A 13328-nucleotide genomic window follows, 5' to 3' on the forward strand; every position below is an offset into this window, starting at 1 on the left:
TCCCCTTCCGAGCTTGGTAAGGCGTAACACTGCAGACCATCCGTGACTTGTGGTGCACGGTCAGGTCCGGCGCGGACTTGCGGCGCGCCCCCCGATGCGCGCAACGCGCGCGTGCCGACTTTCGCGTCATTGTCTCGCCAATGATGCAGCGCAATCATTGGGATTTGCACTTAAGGGAGCGCCACAATGAAAGTGAACGCTTAAATCGACAGTTGACGACAGATTGATGAACAATAACCGCATGTTAGCAGCATAATCGGCGCAAACCAGCATCTGACAGACGTACAGAAACACGCGCGCGGAAGCGCTTCCGCGCGCGTCTACTATGGTTGTCGGAACGACGCTATCTTGCGCGCCGCTCCATGCCCTCAGGCGGTCGTCAACGTCGCTCTGGCGGTGGCCTCCGTTTGCGCACGCGCACCCTCGCGACGGTCGGCGCGCAGCATCTCGGCGGCGCGCTCCGCGATCATCAGCGTCGGCGAATTCGTGTTGCCCGAAGTAATGGTCGGCATGACCGAGGCGTCCACCACGCGCAAGCCCTCCACGCCGCGCACGCGCAGGCGCGCGTCGACCACGGCGTCCGGATCGTCGGCGCGGCCCATGCGGCATGTGCCGACCGGGTGAAAAATGGTCGTGCCGACGTTGCCCGCCGCTTCGCGCAGTTGCTCCTCGCTCTGGAATGCGGGCCCGGGCAGGATCTCGTGCGGCTCGTAACGCGCAAGCGCCGCGCTGGCCGCGATGCGCCGCGTCAGCCGTATCGAGCTGGCTGCCACGCGCAGGTCGTGATCGGTCGAAAGATAATTGGGCGCAATGGCGGGCGCCTGCGACGGGTCCGCCGAAACCGCATGGATACTGCCGCGCGACGTGGGCCGCAGGTTGCACACCGACGCCGTGAACGCATTGAAGCGATGTAGCGGCTCGCCGAAGCGGTCGAGCGACAGCGGCTGCACGTGATACTGGAGGTCGGGCCGCGTGAGTGCAGGATCGTTCGGGTCCGACTTCGCAAACGCGCCGAGCTGCGAGGGCGCCATCGACATGGGCCCGCTCTGGAAAAACGCGTACTCCATGCCGATCATCAGCTTGCCCCACCAGTGCGCGGAAAGCGTGTTGAGCGTACGCACGCCGTTCACGCGAAACGCCATGCGCAATTGCAGATGGTCTTGCAGGTTTTCGCCCACGCCGCGCAGATCCTGCACGACGCCAATGCCGAGCTGCGCGAGCCGCTGTGCGTCGCCGATGCCGGAAAGCTCGAGCACTTGCGGCGAATTCACGGCGCCGGCGCTCAGGATGACTTCGCAACGCGCGCGCGCAACGTAGTCCACATCGCCGCGATACTCCACGCCCACGCAGCGCTTGCCTTCGAAAATCACGCGCTGTGTGAACGCACCGGTCACGACCGTCAGATTGGGCCGCTTCATCGCCGCGCGCAAGAACGCCTTCGACGCGTTCCAGCGAACGCCGCGCTTCTGGTTCACCTCGAAGTACCCCACGCCGCTGTTGTCGCCGCAATTGAAATCGTCGGTGGCGGCAATACCCTGCTCCTGTGCCGCGTGCGCGAACGATTCGAGAATTTCCCACTTCAGACGCTGCTTCTCCACGCGCCATTGGCCGCCCGCGCCGTGAAACTCGCTCGCGCCGCCGTGATGGTCTTCGCTGCGGCGGAACACGGGCAGCACGCTGTCCCACGCCCAACCGGAATCGCCAGTCACGCGCGCCCAGTTGTCGTAGTCCTCACGCTGGCCGCGCATGTAAATCATGCCGTTGATCGACGACGAGCCGCCCAGCACGCGGCCGCGCGGATACGAAAGCGCGCGTCCGTTGAGGCCTTTTTCGGCGGCGGTCTTGTAGAGCCAGTCCGTGCGCGGATTGCCGATGCAATACAGGTAGCCGACGGGAATGTGGATCCAGTGATAGTCGTCCGTGCCACCCGCTTCGATGAGCAGCACGGAAACGTCCGCGTCTTCGGTCAGGCGGTTGGCGAGCACGCAGCCCGCGGTGCCCGCGCCAACGATCACATAGTCGAATTCGCCTTCGAGGCGGCGCGAGGACGCGCCGCGTGCTCCTTGAGCTTCTCCCAGTGCGGGCATGATGTGTCTCCAGCCACTGCGTTTTCTTCGTGTTGTGATTTTCGAACTGCGATTGCCGCGCCGGGCGGCGCCGAATACTTCGTTATGCTTGATAAACCGCCCGACTCGTGCCAGCCTACTTCGCCACTGGCATCGTGAACTCCGCGCCCTTGGCGATGCTGTCCGGCCAGCGTTGCATGATGCTCTTGTAACGCGTGTAGAAGCGCACGCCTTCCTCGCCATAGGCATGATGATCGCCGAACAGCGAACGCTTCCAGCCGCCGAACGAGTGCCACGCCATCGGCACCGGAATCGGCACATTGATGCCCACCATGCCCACCTTGATCTGCCGCGAGAACGCGCGCGCGACGCCGCCGTCCGAGGTGTAGCACGACACGCCGTTGGCGAATTCGTGCGCGTTGATCAACTCGACGGCGCTCGCGAAATCGGGCACGCGCACGACCGAAAGCACCGGCCCGAAGATCTCTTCCTTGTAGATCGTCATGTCGGTCTTCACGTCGTCGAACAGCGTGCCGCCGAGGAAGAAGCCGTCCTCATGGCCGTCCACCTTGTGGCCGCGGCCGTCCACCACGAGCTTCGCGCCCGCCGCAACGCCCGCTTCTATATAGCCCCGCACCTTCGCGCGATGCGGCCCCGTAACGAGCGGCCCCATTTCCGAGGCGCCGTCCATGCCGCTACCGATCTGCAGCGCCTTCACGCGCGGCGTGAGGCGCTCGACGAGTTCATCCGCGATATGGCCCACGGCCACCGCCACCGAAATCGCCATGCAGCGCTCGCCGGCCGAACCGTACGCCGCGCCGATCAGCGCGTCGACGGCCTGGTCGAGATCGGCATCCGGCATCACGACGAGGTGATTCTTCGCGCCGCCCAGCGCCTGCACGCGCTTGCCGTGCTTCGTGCCTTCCGTGTAGATGTACTCGGCGATCGGCGTCGAGCCGACAAACGACAACGCCGTGACCTCGGGATGCACGAGCAGTGCGTCCACGGCCACCTTGTCGCCGTGCACGACATTGAAAACGCCGTCAGGCAAACCCGCTTCCTTGAGCAGTTCGGCAAGACGCACAGAAGCCGAGGGATCGCGCTCCGACGGTTTGAGCACGAAGGTATTACCGCACGCGAGCGCGATCGGGAACATCCAGCACGGCACCATCATCGGGAAATTGAACGGCGTGATGCCCGCCACGACGCCCAGCGGCTGGCGCAGATTCCAGTTGTCGATGCCGCCGCCGATCTGGTCGGTGAAATCCGTCTTCAGCAGATTGGGAATGCCGCACGCGAATTCGACCACCTCGATGCCGCGCATCACCTCGCCCTTGGCATCCGAGAACACCTTGCCGTGTTCGCGCGTGATCAGTTCGGCGAGTTCGTCATGATGCTGGTCGAGCAGGTCCTTGAACTTGAAGAGGATGCGTGCGCGCTTGATGGGCGCCGTCTCCGCCCACGCGGGGAACGCAGCGGCCGCGGCGGCAACGGCGGCGTCGACTTCGGCGACCGTCGCGAGCGGCACGCGCGCGCTCACCTTGCCAAACGCCGGATTGAATACGTCGCCGTAACGGTCGCTCGTGCCGTCCAGCGGCTTGCCGTTCACGAAGTGCGTCAGCGTACGCACGCCCGCATCGCTTTGATGTGTCTCGCCCATGTCTGTGCCTCTTCTGTCGTGAAGCCTCGGTCCGGTTAGCGTAATCGGGAGGCCGGGGCACGATCCAATGATTAATGCTCAACAGCGATATAAGGCGGTTTAATATCAGGATATGGACCTGACCTTGCTCCGAGCGTTCGTCACGGTCGCACGCGAGGGCAACCTCACGCGCGCGGCCACCCACCTGCATCTCACGCAACCTGCCGTGAGCCTGCAGATCAAGCATTTGCAAGAGGCGCTCGGCGTCGCGCTCTTCACGCGCACCTCGCACGGCCTCGCGCTCACGCGTGACGGCCAGGCACTGCTGCCGCACGCCGAACGTGCGCTCGCTGCCGCCGGCGACGTGCAGCGCGCCGCTGCTGCGCTGCGGCACGAGGTGCGCGGGCGCTTGCGCATCGGCACCATTCTCGATCCGGCGTTCCTGCGCCTCGGCGGCTTTCTGCGTCAACTCGTCGAAACCTGGCCGCAGATCGAAACGGCGCTGCGCCACGGCATGTCCGGCTGGGTGCTCGACCAGGTGCGCTCGCGCGAACTCGACGTGGGCTACTACATCGGCCAGCCCACGCCCGACCCCGATGCCTTCCATGTCATCACGCTCACGCGCTTTCAGTACCGTGTGCTCGCGCCCGCCGGCTGGAAGGACCGCGTGAAGGACGCGCGGGACTGGCGCGCGCTCGCGGCGCTGCCGTGGATCTGGACGCCGCCCGCCTCCGCGCACAATCGCCTGCTCACCACGCTTTTCGAGGCCGCGCATGCGAAACCCGTGAAGGTGGCCGAGGTGGACCAGGAGCCGTCGATGCTCGATCTCGTGAAGTCGGGCGTGGGCCTCACGCTCGCGCGCGATTCCACGGCCCTCGCCGAAGCGCACGCGCACGGGCTCACCATCGTGGAAGGCGTGACGGTGCCCACGGAACTCACCTTCATCACGCTCGCCGCGCGGCGCGACGAGCCCACCATTGCTGCGGCGCTCAAGTCGATCGAAACGCAATGGGCGATATGAGCCGCGCTCATGAAGGCGCGCGTATGCCGTTCACGTCTGACGTGAGCGCCGCGCGAGCCTCGTAACAGCGCTGTCACACAAGTTTTGATAGATTGGGAATTCGCTCCGCGTTTTCGGCACACCCGCCGGTGTGCTCACCCTGCGCGGCGCGTTTCCAGACTCTCCGATCGTTCCGCTTGTTCCCCTTGTTCCCTTTGCACGACAGGAGCCTTGCATGGCCCGCAACATCGAAATCAAAGCCCGCGCCCGTGAATTCGACACCTTGCGCGAGCGCGCTTCCCAGCTCGCACCCGATGCGCCCCTGATCTTTCGCCAGCAGGACTTCTTCTACGATGTACCGCGCGGCCGCCTGAAGCTTCGCCAGTTCGACGACGGCACGCCGCCCGAGCTGATCTTCTATCAGCGCGACGACCGCGACGGCCCGAAGGCCTCGTACTACACGCGCAGCCCCGTCACCAATGCCGAGGCGATGCACTCACTGCTCGCCACGGCGCTCACCACGCGCGGCATTGTTTCGAAGGAGCGTCATGTGTATCTGGCGGGCCGCACGCGCATCCATCTGGACCGTGTGGACGGCCTCGGCGACTTTGTCGAACTGGAAGTGGTGCTCGGCCCCGAGGACGACGAGCAAGGCGGCGAAGCCGAAGCGCACGCAGTGTTCGCGAAGCTCGGCGTGGACGAAAGCGATCTCGTCGCGGTGGCTTACGTGGATCTGCTCAATACGGCCAACGCGGCCTGAAATCTTCAATCAGCAAGCGGGCCCTGGCGGCCCCTTTCCGCCTTTTGCGGCTTTGGGCTCATGCCGCCGGCGCACCCGGCTCCAGATGACCGAGCGGCAGCGGCCCGTTGCGCTTGAACGTCGTCAGCACGATGTTCGAGCGCACGCTGTCCACCCCGGGCACGCGCATGAGCTTCTTCATGACGAAGGTCGAAAGCGCGTTCAGATCGGGCGCGACGATGCGCAGCAAATAATCGGCGTCTCCCACCACGGCATGGCATTCGAGCACTTCGGGCAGCACGTCGATCTGTTGCTGGAACTGCTCGATGATCGAATCCCCGTGATGCTTGAGCTTGAGGCTCGTGAACGCGGTCACGCCGAGCCCGAGCTTTTCGGGCCGCAGCACCACGCGATAGCCGTCGATCACCCCCGAGGCCTCGAGCCGCTGCAGGCGCCTGCCGATCTGCGAGGGCGAGAGCGGCACCTGCTCGCCAAGCTGCTGATGTGTGGCGCGGCCAAAGCGCTGCAGGACGTCGAGGAGCGCCAGATCGAAATGGTCTAGTTCGAGCATGACTAAATTCCGCATTAATTAGTTCGTTCACGCTCGATTATTGCATACTGAACGCCAGTCACGTTCAATACGCGCACACGCCGCGTGCCAACCGCTCTAGACTTGCACACCAGCAAGCCTTTTTAGTGGAGCGTTACGAACATGGCCGCCGCCACCGCGAAACTGCAGGAGCAGTTCGACGCGGGTCTCACCACCCGTCCCGATTTCACGATAGACCAGCCGCTCGAACGCTATGGCGCGGCCGATCACGCCGTATGGGACCAGCTCTACCGGCGCCAGCGCGCGCTGCTCGAAGGCCGCGCCTCAGAGGCGTTCCTCGAAGGCGCCACGCGCATCGGCCTGAACGTTGCCCACGTTCCCTCGTTCGAGCAGGTGAGCGAGCGTCTGATGGCGGCAACCGGCTGGCGCATCGTGGCCGTGCCGGGCCTCGTGCCCGACCGCATCTTCTTCGAGCACCTTGCGAACCGTCGCTTTCCCGTCACCTGGTGGATGCGCCGGCCCGATCAGCTCGACTATCTGCAAGAACCCGACTGTTTCCACGACCTGTTCGGCCACGTGCCGTTGCTCACCGACCCCACGTTCGCCGATGCGATTCACGCCTATGGCCGCGCCGCGCTTGCCGTCGAGGAGCGCGCGTTGCCGTTGCTCGCGCGGCTCTACTGGTACACGGTGGAGTTCGGCTTGATGCGCGACGCGAGCGCGCCCAGCGGCGTGAAGATCTACGGCGCCGGCATCGTGTCGAGCAAGGGCGAGACGCTCTACAGCGTGGAAAGCGCGGCGCCGAACCGGCTGGCGTTCGACCTCGACCGCGTGCTGCGCACGCGCTATCGCATCGACACGTTCCAGAAGACCTACTTCGTGATCGACTCGTTCGCCCAGCTTTTCGAAGCGCTCGGCGCGGGCATTGCGTCGCGCCTCGCCGATCCGTCGGCGCTCATCGCGGCGCAGCCTTACCCGGCAGGCGACGTGCTGCACAGCGACACGATCATCACGCGGGGTACACGCGAGGGCTGGCTCGATGACGGCGACGTCTGAACGAAAGGCAGAACGAAAGGCAGCCGGGCGGCGCGACCAATAGACTCAGCATGGGATGCAGCACGGAGGCAACCGCGGTTTGCACCGCAGCAAGCGCGGTTTCCTTGACGGCACCGCTCGCACATGCGCCCCATAAGTGAAAAAATGGCTGATCGGCTAACGGCGCACGCCAGGCCCCAAGCTCAACACAGGTGCAACGATGATCAACCGACTCACATCCGAAGAGCGCGCATCACAACTCGCCGACCTGCGCGGCTGGCAGGCCGTCGCCGGCCGCGACGCGATCCAGCGCCACTTCCGCTTCGCCGACTTCAACGAGGCATTCGGCTTCATGACGCGCGTGGCGATCAAGGCGCAGGAAATGAACCATCACCCCGAGTGGTTCAACGTGTACAACCGCGTGGAGATCACGCTCTCCACCCACGAAGCCGACGGCCTCACCTCACGCGACATCGAACTCGCGCGCTTCATCGATTCGATCGCGCCGGGACCGCTCAGCGCATAAGCCGCGCAAACAAGCATGGGTACGCTGTGCGCACGAAAAGTGCACACAACGCGCGCACAGCGTGCCGTGAAAGCATAATGCAGGGTGTCGGGCCTTCAAACCTTCAGCTTTGAAGGCTATTCTTGATGGATACGTAAGACTCCCAGGCAGCGCGGGCAATCGGGTCTAAACGTTCCGGTGATATGACGTTCTGACGCTGTACAATCAGCAGCGCATAAGGCTTGGAGAGCGCACTCGCCTCCTGGCACAACGCGAGTTCGTCGCCAATCGAAGGCGAGCGGTTGCGCCAGAAGTTGATCGCGGCTTCGAGTTCGGTGATCGAAATATCGGACATGTGGATCGTGATCGCGCAACCGTCGGGCTATGCCGTAATGTCAGCAAGCGACGCTTCGCGAACTGCGTGCCTGAACGCTAAAACCCATTGTACTTGAGCGAATCCCATGCGACTCCTTCTGATCGAAGACGACCGCCCTATCGCACGCGGTATCCAGTCCAGCCTCGAACAAGCCGGCTTCACGGTCGACATGGTCCACGACGGCATCTTCGCCGAACAGGCCCTCACGCAAAATCGCCATGAGCTCGTGATCCTCGATCTCGGCCTGCCGGGCATCGACGGCATGACGCTGCTTTCGCGCTTTCGCCAAAGCAACCGGCATACGCCCGTTATCGTGCTCACCGCGCGCGACGAACTGAACGACCGCGTCCAGGGCCTGAATTCCGGCGCCGACGACTACATGCTCAAGCCGTTCGAACCGGCCGAGCTCGAAGCGCGCATTCGCGCCGTGATGCGCCGCAGCGGCCCGCACGGCGACGTGCCGCGCCCCGAAGTGTCGCTCGGCGGCGTACGCCTGTCGGGCGTCGATCGCCGTATCTTCAACGACGACAAGCCGCTCGAACTCTCGCCGCGCGAGTTCGCCGTGCTCGAAATGCTGCTGCTGCGTCACGGCCGCGTGGTAAGCAAGGCGCAATTGCAGGACCACCTCACGCACTTCGGCGGCGACCTCGGCGACACCGCGATCGAAGTCTACGTGCACCGCGTGCGCAAAAAGCTCGAGAACTGCCGTGTCGAGATCGTCACGGTGCGCGGCTTCGGCTATCTGCTGCAGGAAATCCGCCAGGCGGCCTGATTCGCCTCGCTTTCTGAGCCAGCCAGCGGCGGCGGATCACTCCCGCCGCCGTTTGCGCTTGATGGCCGTTCAATGGCTCTTGAATGGCCCGTCATGGGACTTCAGCCGCCACGCCCGCGGCCCGCGTACAATGGATCGGTCCCGTGCGGCACACGCCGCCGCACCCACGATTCATCACTCGCCCCGAAGCCATCATGTCCTCACCTGCCGCGACGAGTCTGCGGCGCACGCTGCTACGGCGCCTCGCCGCCCCGCTTTCGCTGCTCGCGCTGATGAGCGGCCTGATCGCCTATTGGCTCGCCTGGCAGTACACCCAGCACGTCGTCGACCGCTCGCTCGCCGACCTCGCCACGGCCATTTCCCGGCAGATCCAGATCGCTGGCGACGATGCGCCCAATACCGTCCCGCCGCTTGCGCAGGCGATGTTTTCCGACCCCGTAGAGCACCTCATCTATCGCATCAGCAACGGTGAAACGGAAATCGCGGGCGACCACGATCTGCCGCTGCAGGGCACCAACGTGCGCCGCATGCACTATGCGTACGTGTTCGAAACGATCTACAAGGGCGTGACCGTGCGCGTCGCCCAGGTGCGCGTGCCGCAGACGCACGGTAATCCGATCGTCGTGGAAGTCGGTCAGCCCGTGCATCATCGCTTCCGCATCGCGGCCGAATTTCTCGTTGCGATCATGATGCCGTTGCTGCTGCTGCTGCTCGCCGGCTGGGTGATCGTGTGGCGCGTCGTCAACCAGCAGCTCAACCCGCTCACCGCGCTAGCCGACTCGCTCAACCGCCAGACGCACACGTCGCTCGAGCCCGTGGACGAGACCTACGTGCCCGTCGAAATCCGTCCGCTCACTGGCGCACTCAACGCGCTGCTCGGCCGTCTGAAGACCGCGCTCGACGCGCAGCGCAAGTTCATCGCCGACGCGGCCCACCAGCTGCGTACCCCGCTCACTGCGGTGAAGCTGCACGCCGAGCAGGCCGTGAACGCGCGCGAACCGCAAAAGGTCAGCGACGCCGTGCGCGAGTTGCGTTCGGCCGCCGATCGCGCGGTGCGCCTCTCAAATCAGTTGCTCTCGCTCGCGCGCGCGGAGCCGGGTGAGCAAGCCGCGCGTTTCGTCGATATCGACATGGCTGCGCTCGCTTTCGAGACCGGCGCCGAGTGGGTGCCGCGCGCGCTGGCGAACCATGTCGACCTCGGTTTCCAGCGTCTCGACGACCCCGAAAACGACACGCCGTTGATGGTGCGCGGCAACCCCGTGCTGCTGCACGAGGTCATCGCGAATCTGCTCGACAACGCGCTCAAATATTTGCCGCCCGCGCGGCTGGAAGGCGGACGCATCACCGTGACTGTTTCGCAGTCCTCCGTTGACGGCGTTCCGATGGCCGAGATCGTCGTGGAAGACAACGGCGGCGGCGTGCCCGCTTTGCAACAAGCGGATCTCTTCAAACGATTCTTCCGCGGCGACGCCCAGAGCGAGACTGGCGTGGACGGCGGCGCGGGCCTTGGCCTCGCGATCGTCCACGACATCATGGCGCTGCATCGTGGCAGCGTGCACTACGAAGATTCACCGGAAGGCGGTGCGCGCTTCATCGTGCGCGTGCCGCTTGCGAATGTCCGCACGCCGGTTCGCGCGGACGTCAAAGACACGCGAGACAGCAAGGAAGGCAGCGCCGCCGAAACCGCACAGCGCGAGGCGCTCAAATCCGACGAGCCGTCGCGCGAGAAGAAACCGACCCACCAGGCAAGCATCGATCTCTGACGCTGCAACCGCCACGCAAACGACAAGGGCCGCTCATGCGGCCCTTGTGCTTGATGCAAGACGACGTGTGTGGCGCCGCTTACTTCTTCTTTTTGGTCTTGCCCTTCGACGCTTTCGCGCCCTTTGCGGACTTGTCGTCGTCGGGCGGCGCGAGCATCGTGCCGCGGCACTTGCGGGCACCGCAACGGCATTCGTATTCGCGCTTGAGCTTCTTCGTCTGCTTCGCGTCGATCACGAGGCCGTAGTCGTAGAACAGCTCTTCGCCTTCGGCGATATCGCGCAGTGCGTGAATATAGACGTGTCCTTCGATTTCCTCGGCTTCGCAGTTCGGCGCGCACGAGTGATTGATCCAGCGCGCACTGTTGCCCTTCACCTTGCCGTCGATCACGTCGCCGTCGTCGAGCGCGAAATAGAACGTGTGATTCGGTTCGTCAGGATTATGCGGATGACGCCGCAGCGCTTCCTTCCAGGAGATGCGCTCGCCCTTGTATTCGATCAGTCGTTCGCCGGTCGCAATGGGGACCGCCGCAAACACGCCCTTGCCGTGCACGCCCGACTGGCGCACGACGATCCTGCGTTCACTCATTGAATGAATCCTTGTGAAGTACTGGGGGAGACTGTCCCGGTCATGACAGGCGCCTGAAACACTTCCTCGCGCGCGCCGCCTGCGGCTCTCTCATGAAGCCGTGCCCGACGGTCTGCCTGGCCTTGCATCGGCCCTTGCATCAAACTTCGTGCGTGCCTCGTCGCGGTCCGTACGCAAACGCGGCGCCGATTGGGCGCCGCGCTCATGCGACGCCCGGCGCGCCACAGACGGCATCGTACACGCTCGCGCCGCTTTCGTTCAACCCATATGCGCCGCGAAACGAGCGCTGCGCGCTCCGCATCAGCGCTGGCCGAGCGTCGTCTCGCCGAACAGCTTCTTCAACTCGCGCGGCTGCGAGCGCCAGTATTGCGGTGGCGCGCTCACACTCGCGCCGAGTTGTGCCGCGGCGTGCCACGGCCAGCGCGGATCGTAGAGCATCGCGCGCGCCATCGCGATCATGTCGGCTTCGCCGTCTTCGACGATCTGATTGGCCTGCAAGGCATCGGTGATGAGGCCCACCGCAATCGTCGTCATGCCGGTTTCGGCCTTCACCTTGCGTGCGAACGGCACTTGATAGCCGGGCTCGAGCGGGATTTTTTGCAGCGGCGACACGCCCCCTGTCGACACGTCGATCCAGTCCGCGCCGCGCACCTTGAGCGCCTGTGCGAACACGACCGTGTCGTCAGGCGTCCAGCCTCCTTCAACCCAGTCCGTTGCCGAAACGCGCACACCAATCGGGCGATCGGCGGGAAATTCGGCGCGCACGGCATCGAACACTTCGAGCGGAAAGCGCATGCGGTTCTCGCGCGAGCCGCCGTACTCGTCGCTGCGCTGGTTCGCGATTGGCGAAAGAAATTGGTGCAGCAAATAGCCGTGCGCCGCGTGTATTTCGAGCGCGTCGATACCAAGACGCGCCGCGCGGCGCGCGGTGGCCACGAACGCATCGCGCACGCGATTCAGACCCGCAACGTCGAGTGCGAGCGGCGGCGCTTCGCCCTCCTTGTGCGCGAGCGCCGAAGGCGCGTGCGGCAGCCACCCGCCTTCGGCGACCGGAATCAGTTGACCGCCTTCCCAGGGCACATGGCTCGACGCCTTGCGCCCAGCGTGCGAAATCTGCATGGCGATGCGGATAGGCGAATGGCGGCGGATGGCGGCGATGACGGGCTCGAGCGCGGCTTCGGTCACGTCGTCCCACAGGCCGAGATCGCCCGGCGTGATACGGCCATCGGGTTCGACCGACGTCGCTTCGATACACAGCATCGCGGCGCCCGAAAGGGCCAGGTGCCCGAGATGAATCATGTGCCAGTCGTTGGCCTCGCCACGCTCGGCGGAGTACTGGCACATCGGTGAAACGACGATGCGATTGGCGAGCGTCACGCCACGCAGTTCGAGCGGAGTGAAGAGCGTGCTCATGGGAGGTCCACGGACGGTTGGCAGAAGCGTCCGAGAATATCACGCGCTTTTTTAACGCGTTCGACAGGGAACACACCGCGCCTGCGCGACACGCGCGCGCGAGGGATCAGGTTGGGGTCAGGCGCGGGTCAGGGTTGGCGCGCGGCCATGCGGGCGTCGACGGCGTCCAGCCATTCGCCGAACATGCGGCTCGCCTGCACTTCGAGCGTCGGCCCGCGGCGCGCCGTCTCATCGCGCAGCGCGTTCACGTCCACGCCCGCGGTGGCGATTTCAGCGGCGTTACCGATCAGCCAGGGCTCGAAGCGGTCGGCGCGCACCTCGGGATGGCATTGCAGGCCGAGCACGTGGTCGCCCCACGAAAACGCCTGGTTCTCGCACAGCGGCGTGGAAGCGAGACGCGTTGCACCTTGCGGCAGATCGAAGGTATCGCCATGCCAGTGCAGCATGGAGGTCGCCGCGCCGTCGAGATGTTGCAGCGGCGAGGCGCGACCGGCGTCGGTGAGCGTGAGCGGAGTCCAGCCGATTTCGGGCTGAGGCCCGGCATACACGCGTGCACCGAGCACGCGCGCAATGAGCTGCGCGCCGAGGCAAATGCCGAGCGTAGGCAGACCCGCCGCGATGCGCTTTTCGATCATCGCGGCAAGAGGGACGAGGGTGGGATAGCGTGCGTCGTCGCACGCATTGATCGGGCCGCCGAGCACGACCATGAGCGACGCCGACAAGGGATTGAGCGCGCCCACGCGGGCGAAGCCGACGTCGACGTAGCGCACGGGACGTCCACGGTCGCCGAGCACACGCTCGAAGCTGCCGAGGTCCTCGAAATAGACATGGCGCACAGCCAATACTTCGCGATTCATCGGCAGATTCCCGGGTCGGCTGTGGAC

At 64.9% G+C, this 13328-nt stretch carries 13 protein-coding genes; 6 read left to right on the forward strand and 7 right to left on the reverse strand.

The window, feature by feature from the left end:
* Positions 1-368: 368 nt before the first annotated feature.
* Both FAZ97_RS14195 and FAZ97_RS14200 read right to left on the reverse strand, forming a co-directional pair.
* On the reverse strand, positions 369-2087 hold the full coding sequence (locus tag FAZ97_RS14195; RefSeq protein ID WP_158758951.1) for a GMC family oxidoreductase: 1719 nt from the start codon (positions 2085-2087) through the stop codon (positions 369-371).
* 115 nt (positions 2088-2202) lie between these two features.
* Positions 2203-3726, reverse strand: coding sequence for a CoA-acylating methylmalonate-semialdehyde dehydrogenase (locus FAZ97_RS14200; RefSeq protein ID WP_158758952.1), 1524 nt, complete (start codon positions 3724-3726; stop codon positions 2203-2205).
* Positions 3727-3838: 112 nt separating this feature from the next.
* Between FAZ97_RS14200 and FAZ97_RS14205 the strand changes: the two genes are divergently transcribed.
* Positions 3839-4726 carry a LysR family transcriptional regulator gene (locus FAZ97_RS14205; RefSeq protein ID WP_158758953.1) on the forward strand — a complete coding sequence of 296 codons (888 nt, stop codon included), beginning with the start codon at positions 3839-3841 and terminating at the stop codon, positions 4724-4726.
* A 214-nt stretch (positions 4727-4940) separates the two neighbouring features.
* The gene (locus tag FAZ97_RS14210) at positions 4941-5465 is read left to right on the forward strand and encodes a class IV adenylate cyclase (RefSeq protein ID WP_158758954.1); all 525 of its coding nucleotides are present in this window, start codon (positions 4941-4943) and stop codon (positions 5463-5465) included.
* 58 nt (positions 5466-5523) lie between these two features.
* Here FAZ97_RS14210 and FAZ97_RS14215 read toward each other — a convergent pair whose 3' ends face one another.
* A complete protein-coding gene (locus FAZ97_RS14215; RefSeq protein ID WP_028203286.1) occupies positions 5524-6015 on the reverse strand; it encodes an Lrp/AsnC family transcriptional regulator in 492 nt (163 codons plus the stop codon).
* A gap of 141 nt (positions 6016-6156) precedes the next feature.
* Between FAZ97_RS14215 and phhA the strand changes: the two genes are divergently transcribed.
* Positions 6157-7050 (forward strand): phenylalanine 4-monooxygenase, encoded by an 894-nt coding sequence (gene phhA / locus FAZ97_RS14220; RefSeq protein WP_158758956.1) that lies wholly within the window; start codon positions 6157-6159, stop codon positions 7048-7050.
* A gap of 199 nt (positions 7051-7249) precedes the next feature.
* Positions 7250-7555, forward strand: a complete 306-nt coding sequence (locus FAZ97_RS14225; protein ID WP_028203284.1) for a 4a-hydroxytetrahydrobiopterin dehydratase — start codon at positions 7250-7252, stop codon at positions 7553-7555.
* A gap of 103 nt (positions 7556-7658) precedes the next feature.
* Here FAZ97_RS14225 and FAZ97_RS14230 read toward each other — a convergent pair whose 3' ends face one another.
* Entirely contained in the window at positions 7659-7889 is a 231-nt protein-coding gene (locus tag FAZ97_RS14230) for a DUF3717 domain-containing protein (protein WP_158758957.1), read from the reverse strand.
* Positions 7890-7995: 106 nt separating this feature from the next.
* On the opposite strand from FAZ97_RS14230, the gene FAZ97_RS14235 reads away from it, so the two are divergent.
* Positions 7996-8682: a response regulator transcription factor gene (locus FAZ97_RS14235; protein ID WP_027815974.1), complete on the forward strand. Its 687-nt coding sequence runs from the start codon at positions 7996-7998 to the stop codon at positions 8680-8682.
* Positions 8683-8876: 194 nt separating this feature from the next.
* A complete protein-coding gene (locus tag FAZ97_RS14240) occupies positions 8877-10445 on the forward strand; it encodes a sensor histidine kinase (protein ID WP_158758958.1) in 1569 nt (522 codons plus the stop codon).
* A gap of 79 nt (positions 10446-10524) precedes the next feature.
* Here FAZ97_RS14240 and FAZ97_RS14245 read toward each other — a convergent pair whose 3' ends face one another.
* From FAZ97_RS14245 to FAZ97_RS14255, 3 genes are all read right to left on the reverse strand, one after another.
* The gene (locus FAZ97_RS14245; RefSeq protein ID WP_158758959.1) at positions 10525-11031 is read right to left on the reverse strand and encodes an SET domain-containing protein; all 507 of its coding nucleotides are present in this window, start codon (positions 11029-11031) and stop codon (positions 10525-10527) included.
* A 300-nt stretch (positions 11032-11331) separates the two neighbouring features.
* The gene (locus FAZ97_RS14250) at positions 11332-12444 is read right to left on the reverse strand and encodes an NADH:flavin oxidoreductase/NADH oxidase (protein ID WP_158758960.1); all 1113 of its coding nucleotides are present in this window, start codon (positions 12442-12444) and stop codon (positions 11332-11334) included.
* 128 nt (positions 12445-12572) lie between these two features.
* The gene (locus FAZ97_RS14255) at positions 12573-13301 is read right to left on the reverse strand and encodes a glutamine amidotransferase (RefSeq protein ID WP_158758961.1); all 729 of its coding nucleotides are present in this window, start codon (positions 13299-13301) and stop codon (positions 12573-12575) included.
* Positions 13302-13328 lie beyond the last annotated feature (27 nt).

This window comes from Paraburkholderia acidiphila (assembly GCF_009789655.1).
Classification (GTDB): domain Bacteria; phylum Pseudomonadota; class Gammaproteobacteria; order Burkholderiales; family Burkholderiaceae; genus Paraburkholderia; species Paraburkholderia acidiphila.

Excerpts from the sequence above, each read along its gene's own strand:
- FAZ97_RS14230 (WP_158758957.1), bottom strand. The coding sequence starts at position 7,889 with ATGTCCGATATTTCGATCACCGAACTCGAAGCCGCGATCAACTTCTGG.
- FAZ97_RS14245 (WP_158758959.1), bottom strand. The coding sequence starts at position 11,031 with ATGAGTGAACGCAGGATCGTCGTGCGCCAGTCGGGCGTGCACGGCAAG.
- FAZ97_RS14215 (WP_028203286.1), bottom strand. The coding sequence starts at position 6,015 with ATGCTCGAACTAGACCATTTCGATCTGGCGCTCCTCGACGTCCTGCAG.
- FAZ97_RS14200 (WP_158758952.1), bottom strand. The coding sequence starts at position 3,726 with ATGGGCGAGACACATCAAAGCGATGCGGGCGTGCGTACGCTGACGCAC.
- FAZ97_RS14205 (WP_158758953.1), top strand. The coding sequence starts at position 3,839 with ATGGACCTGACCTTGCTCCGAGCGTTCGTCACGGTCGCACGCGAGGGC.
- FAZ97_RS14255 (WP_158758961.1), bottom strand. The coding sequence starts at position 13,301 with ATGAATCGCGAAGTATTGGCTGTGCGCCATGTCTATTTCGAGGACCTC.
- FAZ97_RS14195 (WP_158758951.1), bottom strand. The coding sequence starts at position 2,087 with ATGCCCGCACTGGGAGAAGCTCAAGGAGCACGCGGCGCGTCCTCGCGC.
- FAZ97_RS14250 (WP_158758960.1), bottom strand. The coding sequence starts at position 12,444 with ATGAGCACGCTCTTCACTCCGCTCGAACTGCGTGGCGTGACGCTCGCC.
- FAZ97_RS14210 (WP_158758954.1), top strand. The coding sequence starts at position 4,941 with ATGGCCCGCAACATCGAAATCAAAGCCCGCGCCCGTGAATTCGACACC.
- phhA (WP_158758956.1), top strand. The coding sequence starts at position 6,157 with ATGGCCGCCGCCACCGCGAAACTGCAGGAGCAGTTCGACGCGGGTCTC.
- FAZ97_RS14240 (WP_158758958.1), top strand. The coding sequence starts at position 8,877 with ATGTCCTCACCTGCCGCGACGAGTCTGCGGCGCACGCTGCTACGGCGC.
- FAZ97_RS14235 (WP_027815974.1), top strand. The coding sequence starts at position 7,996 with ATGCGACTCCTTCTGATCGAAGACGACCGCCCTATCGCACGCGGTATC.
- FAZ97_RS14225 (WP_028203284.1), top strand. The coding sequence starts at position 7,250 with ATGATCAACCGACTCACATCCGAAGAGCGCGCATCACAACTCGCCGAC.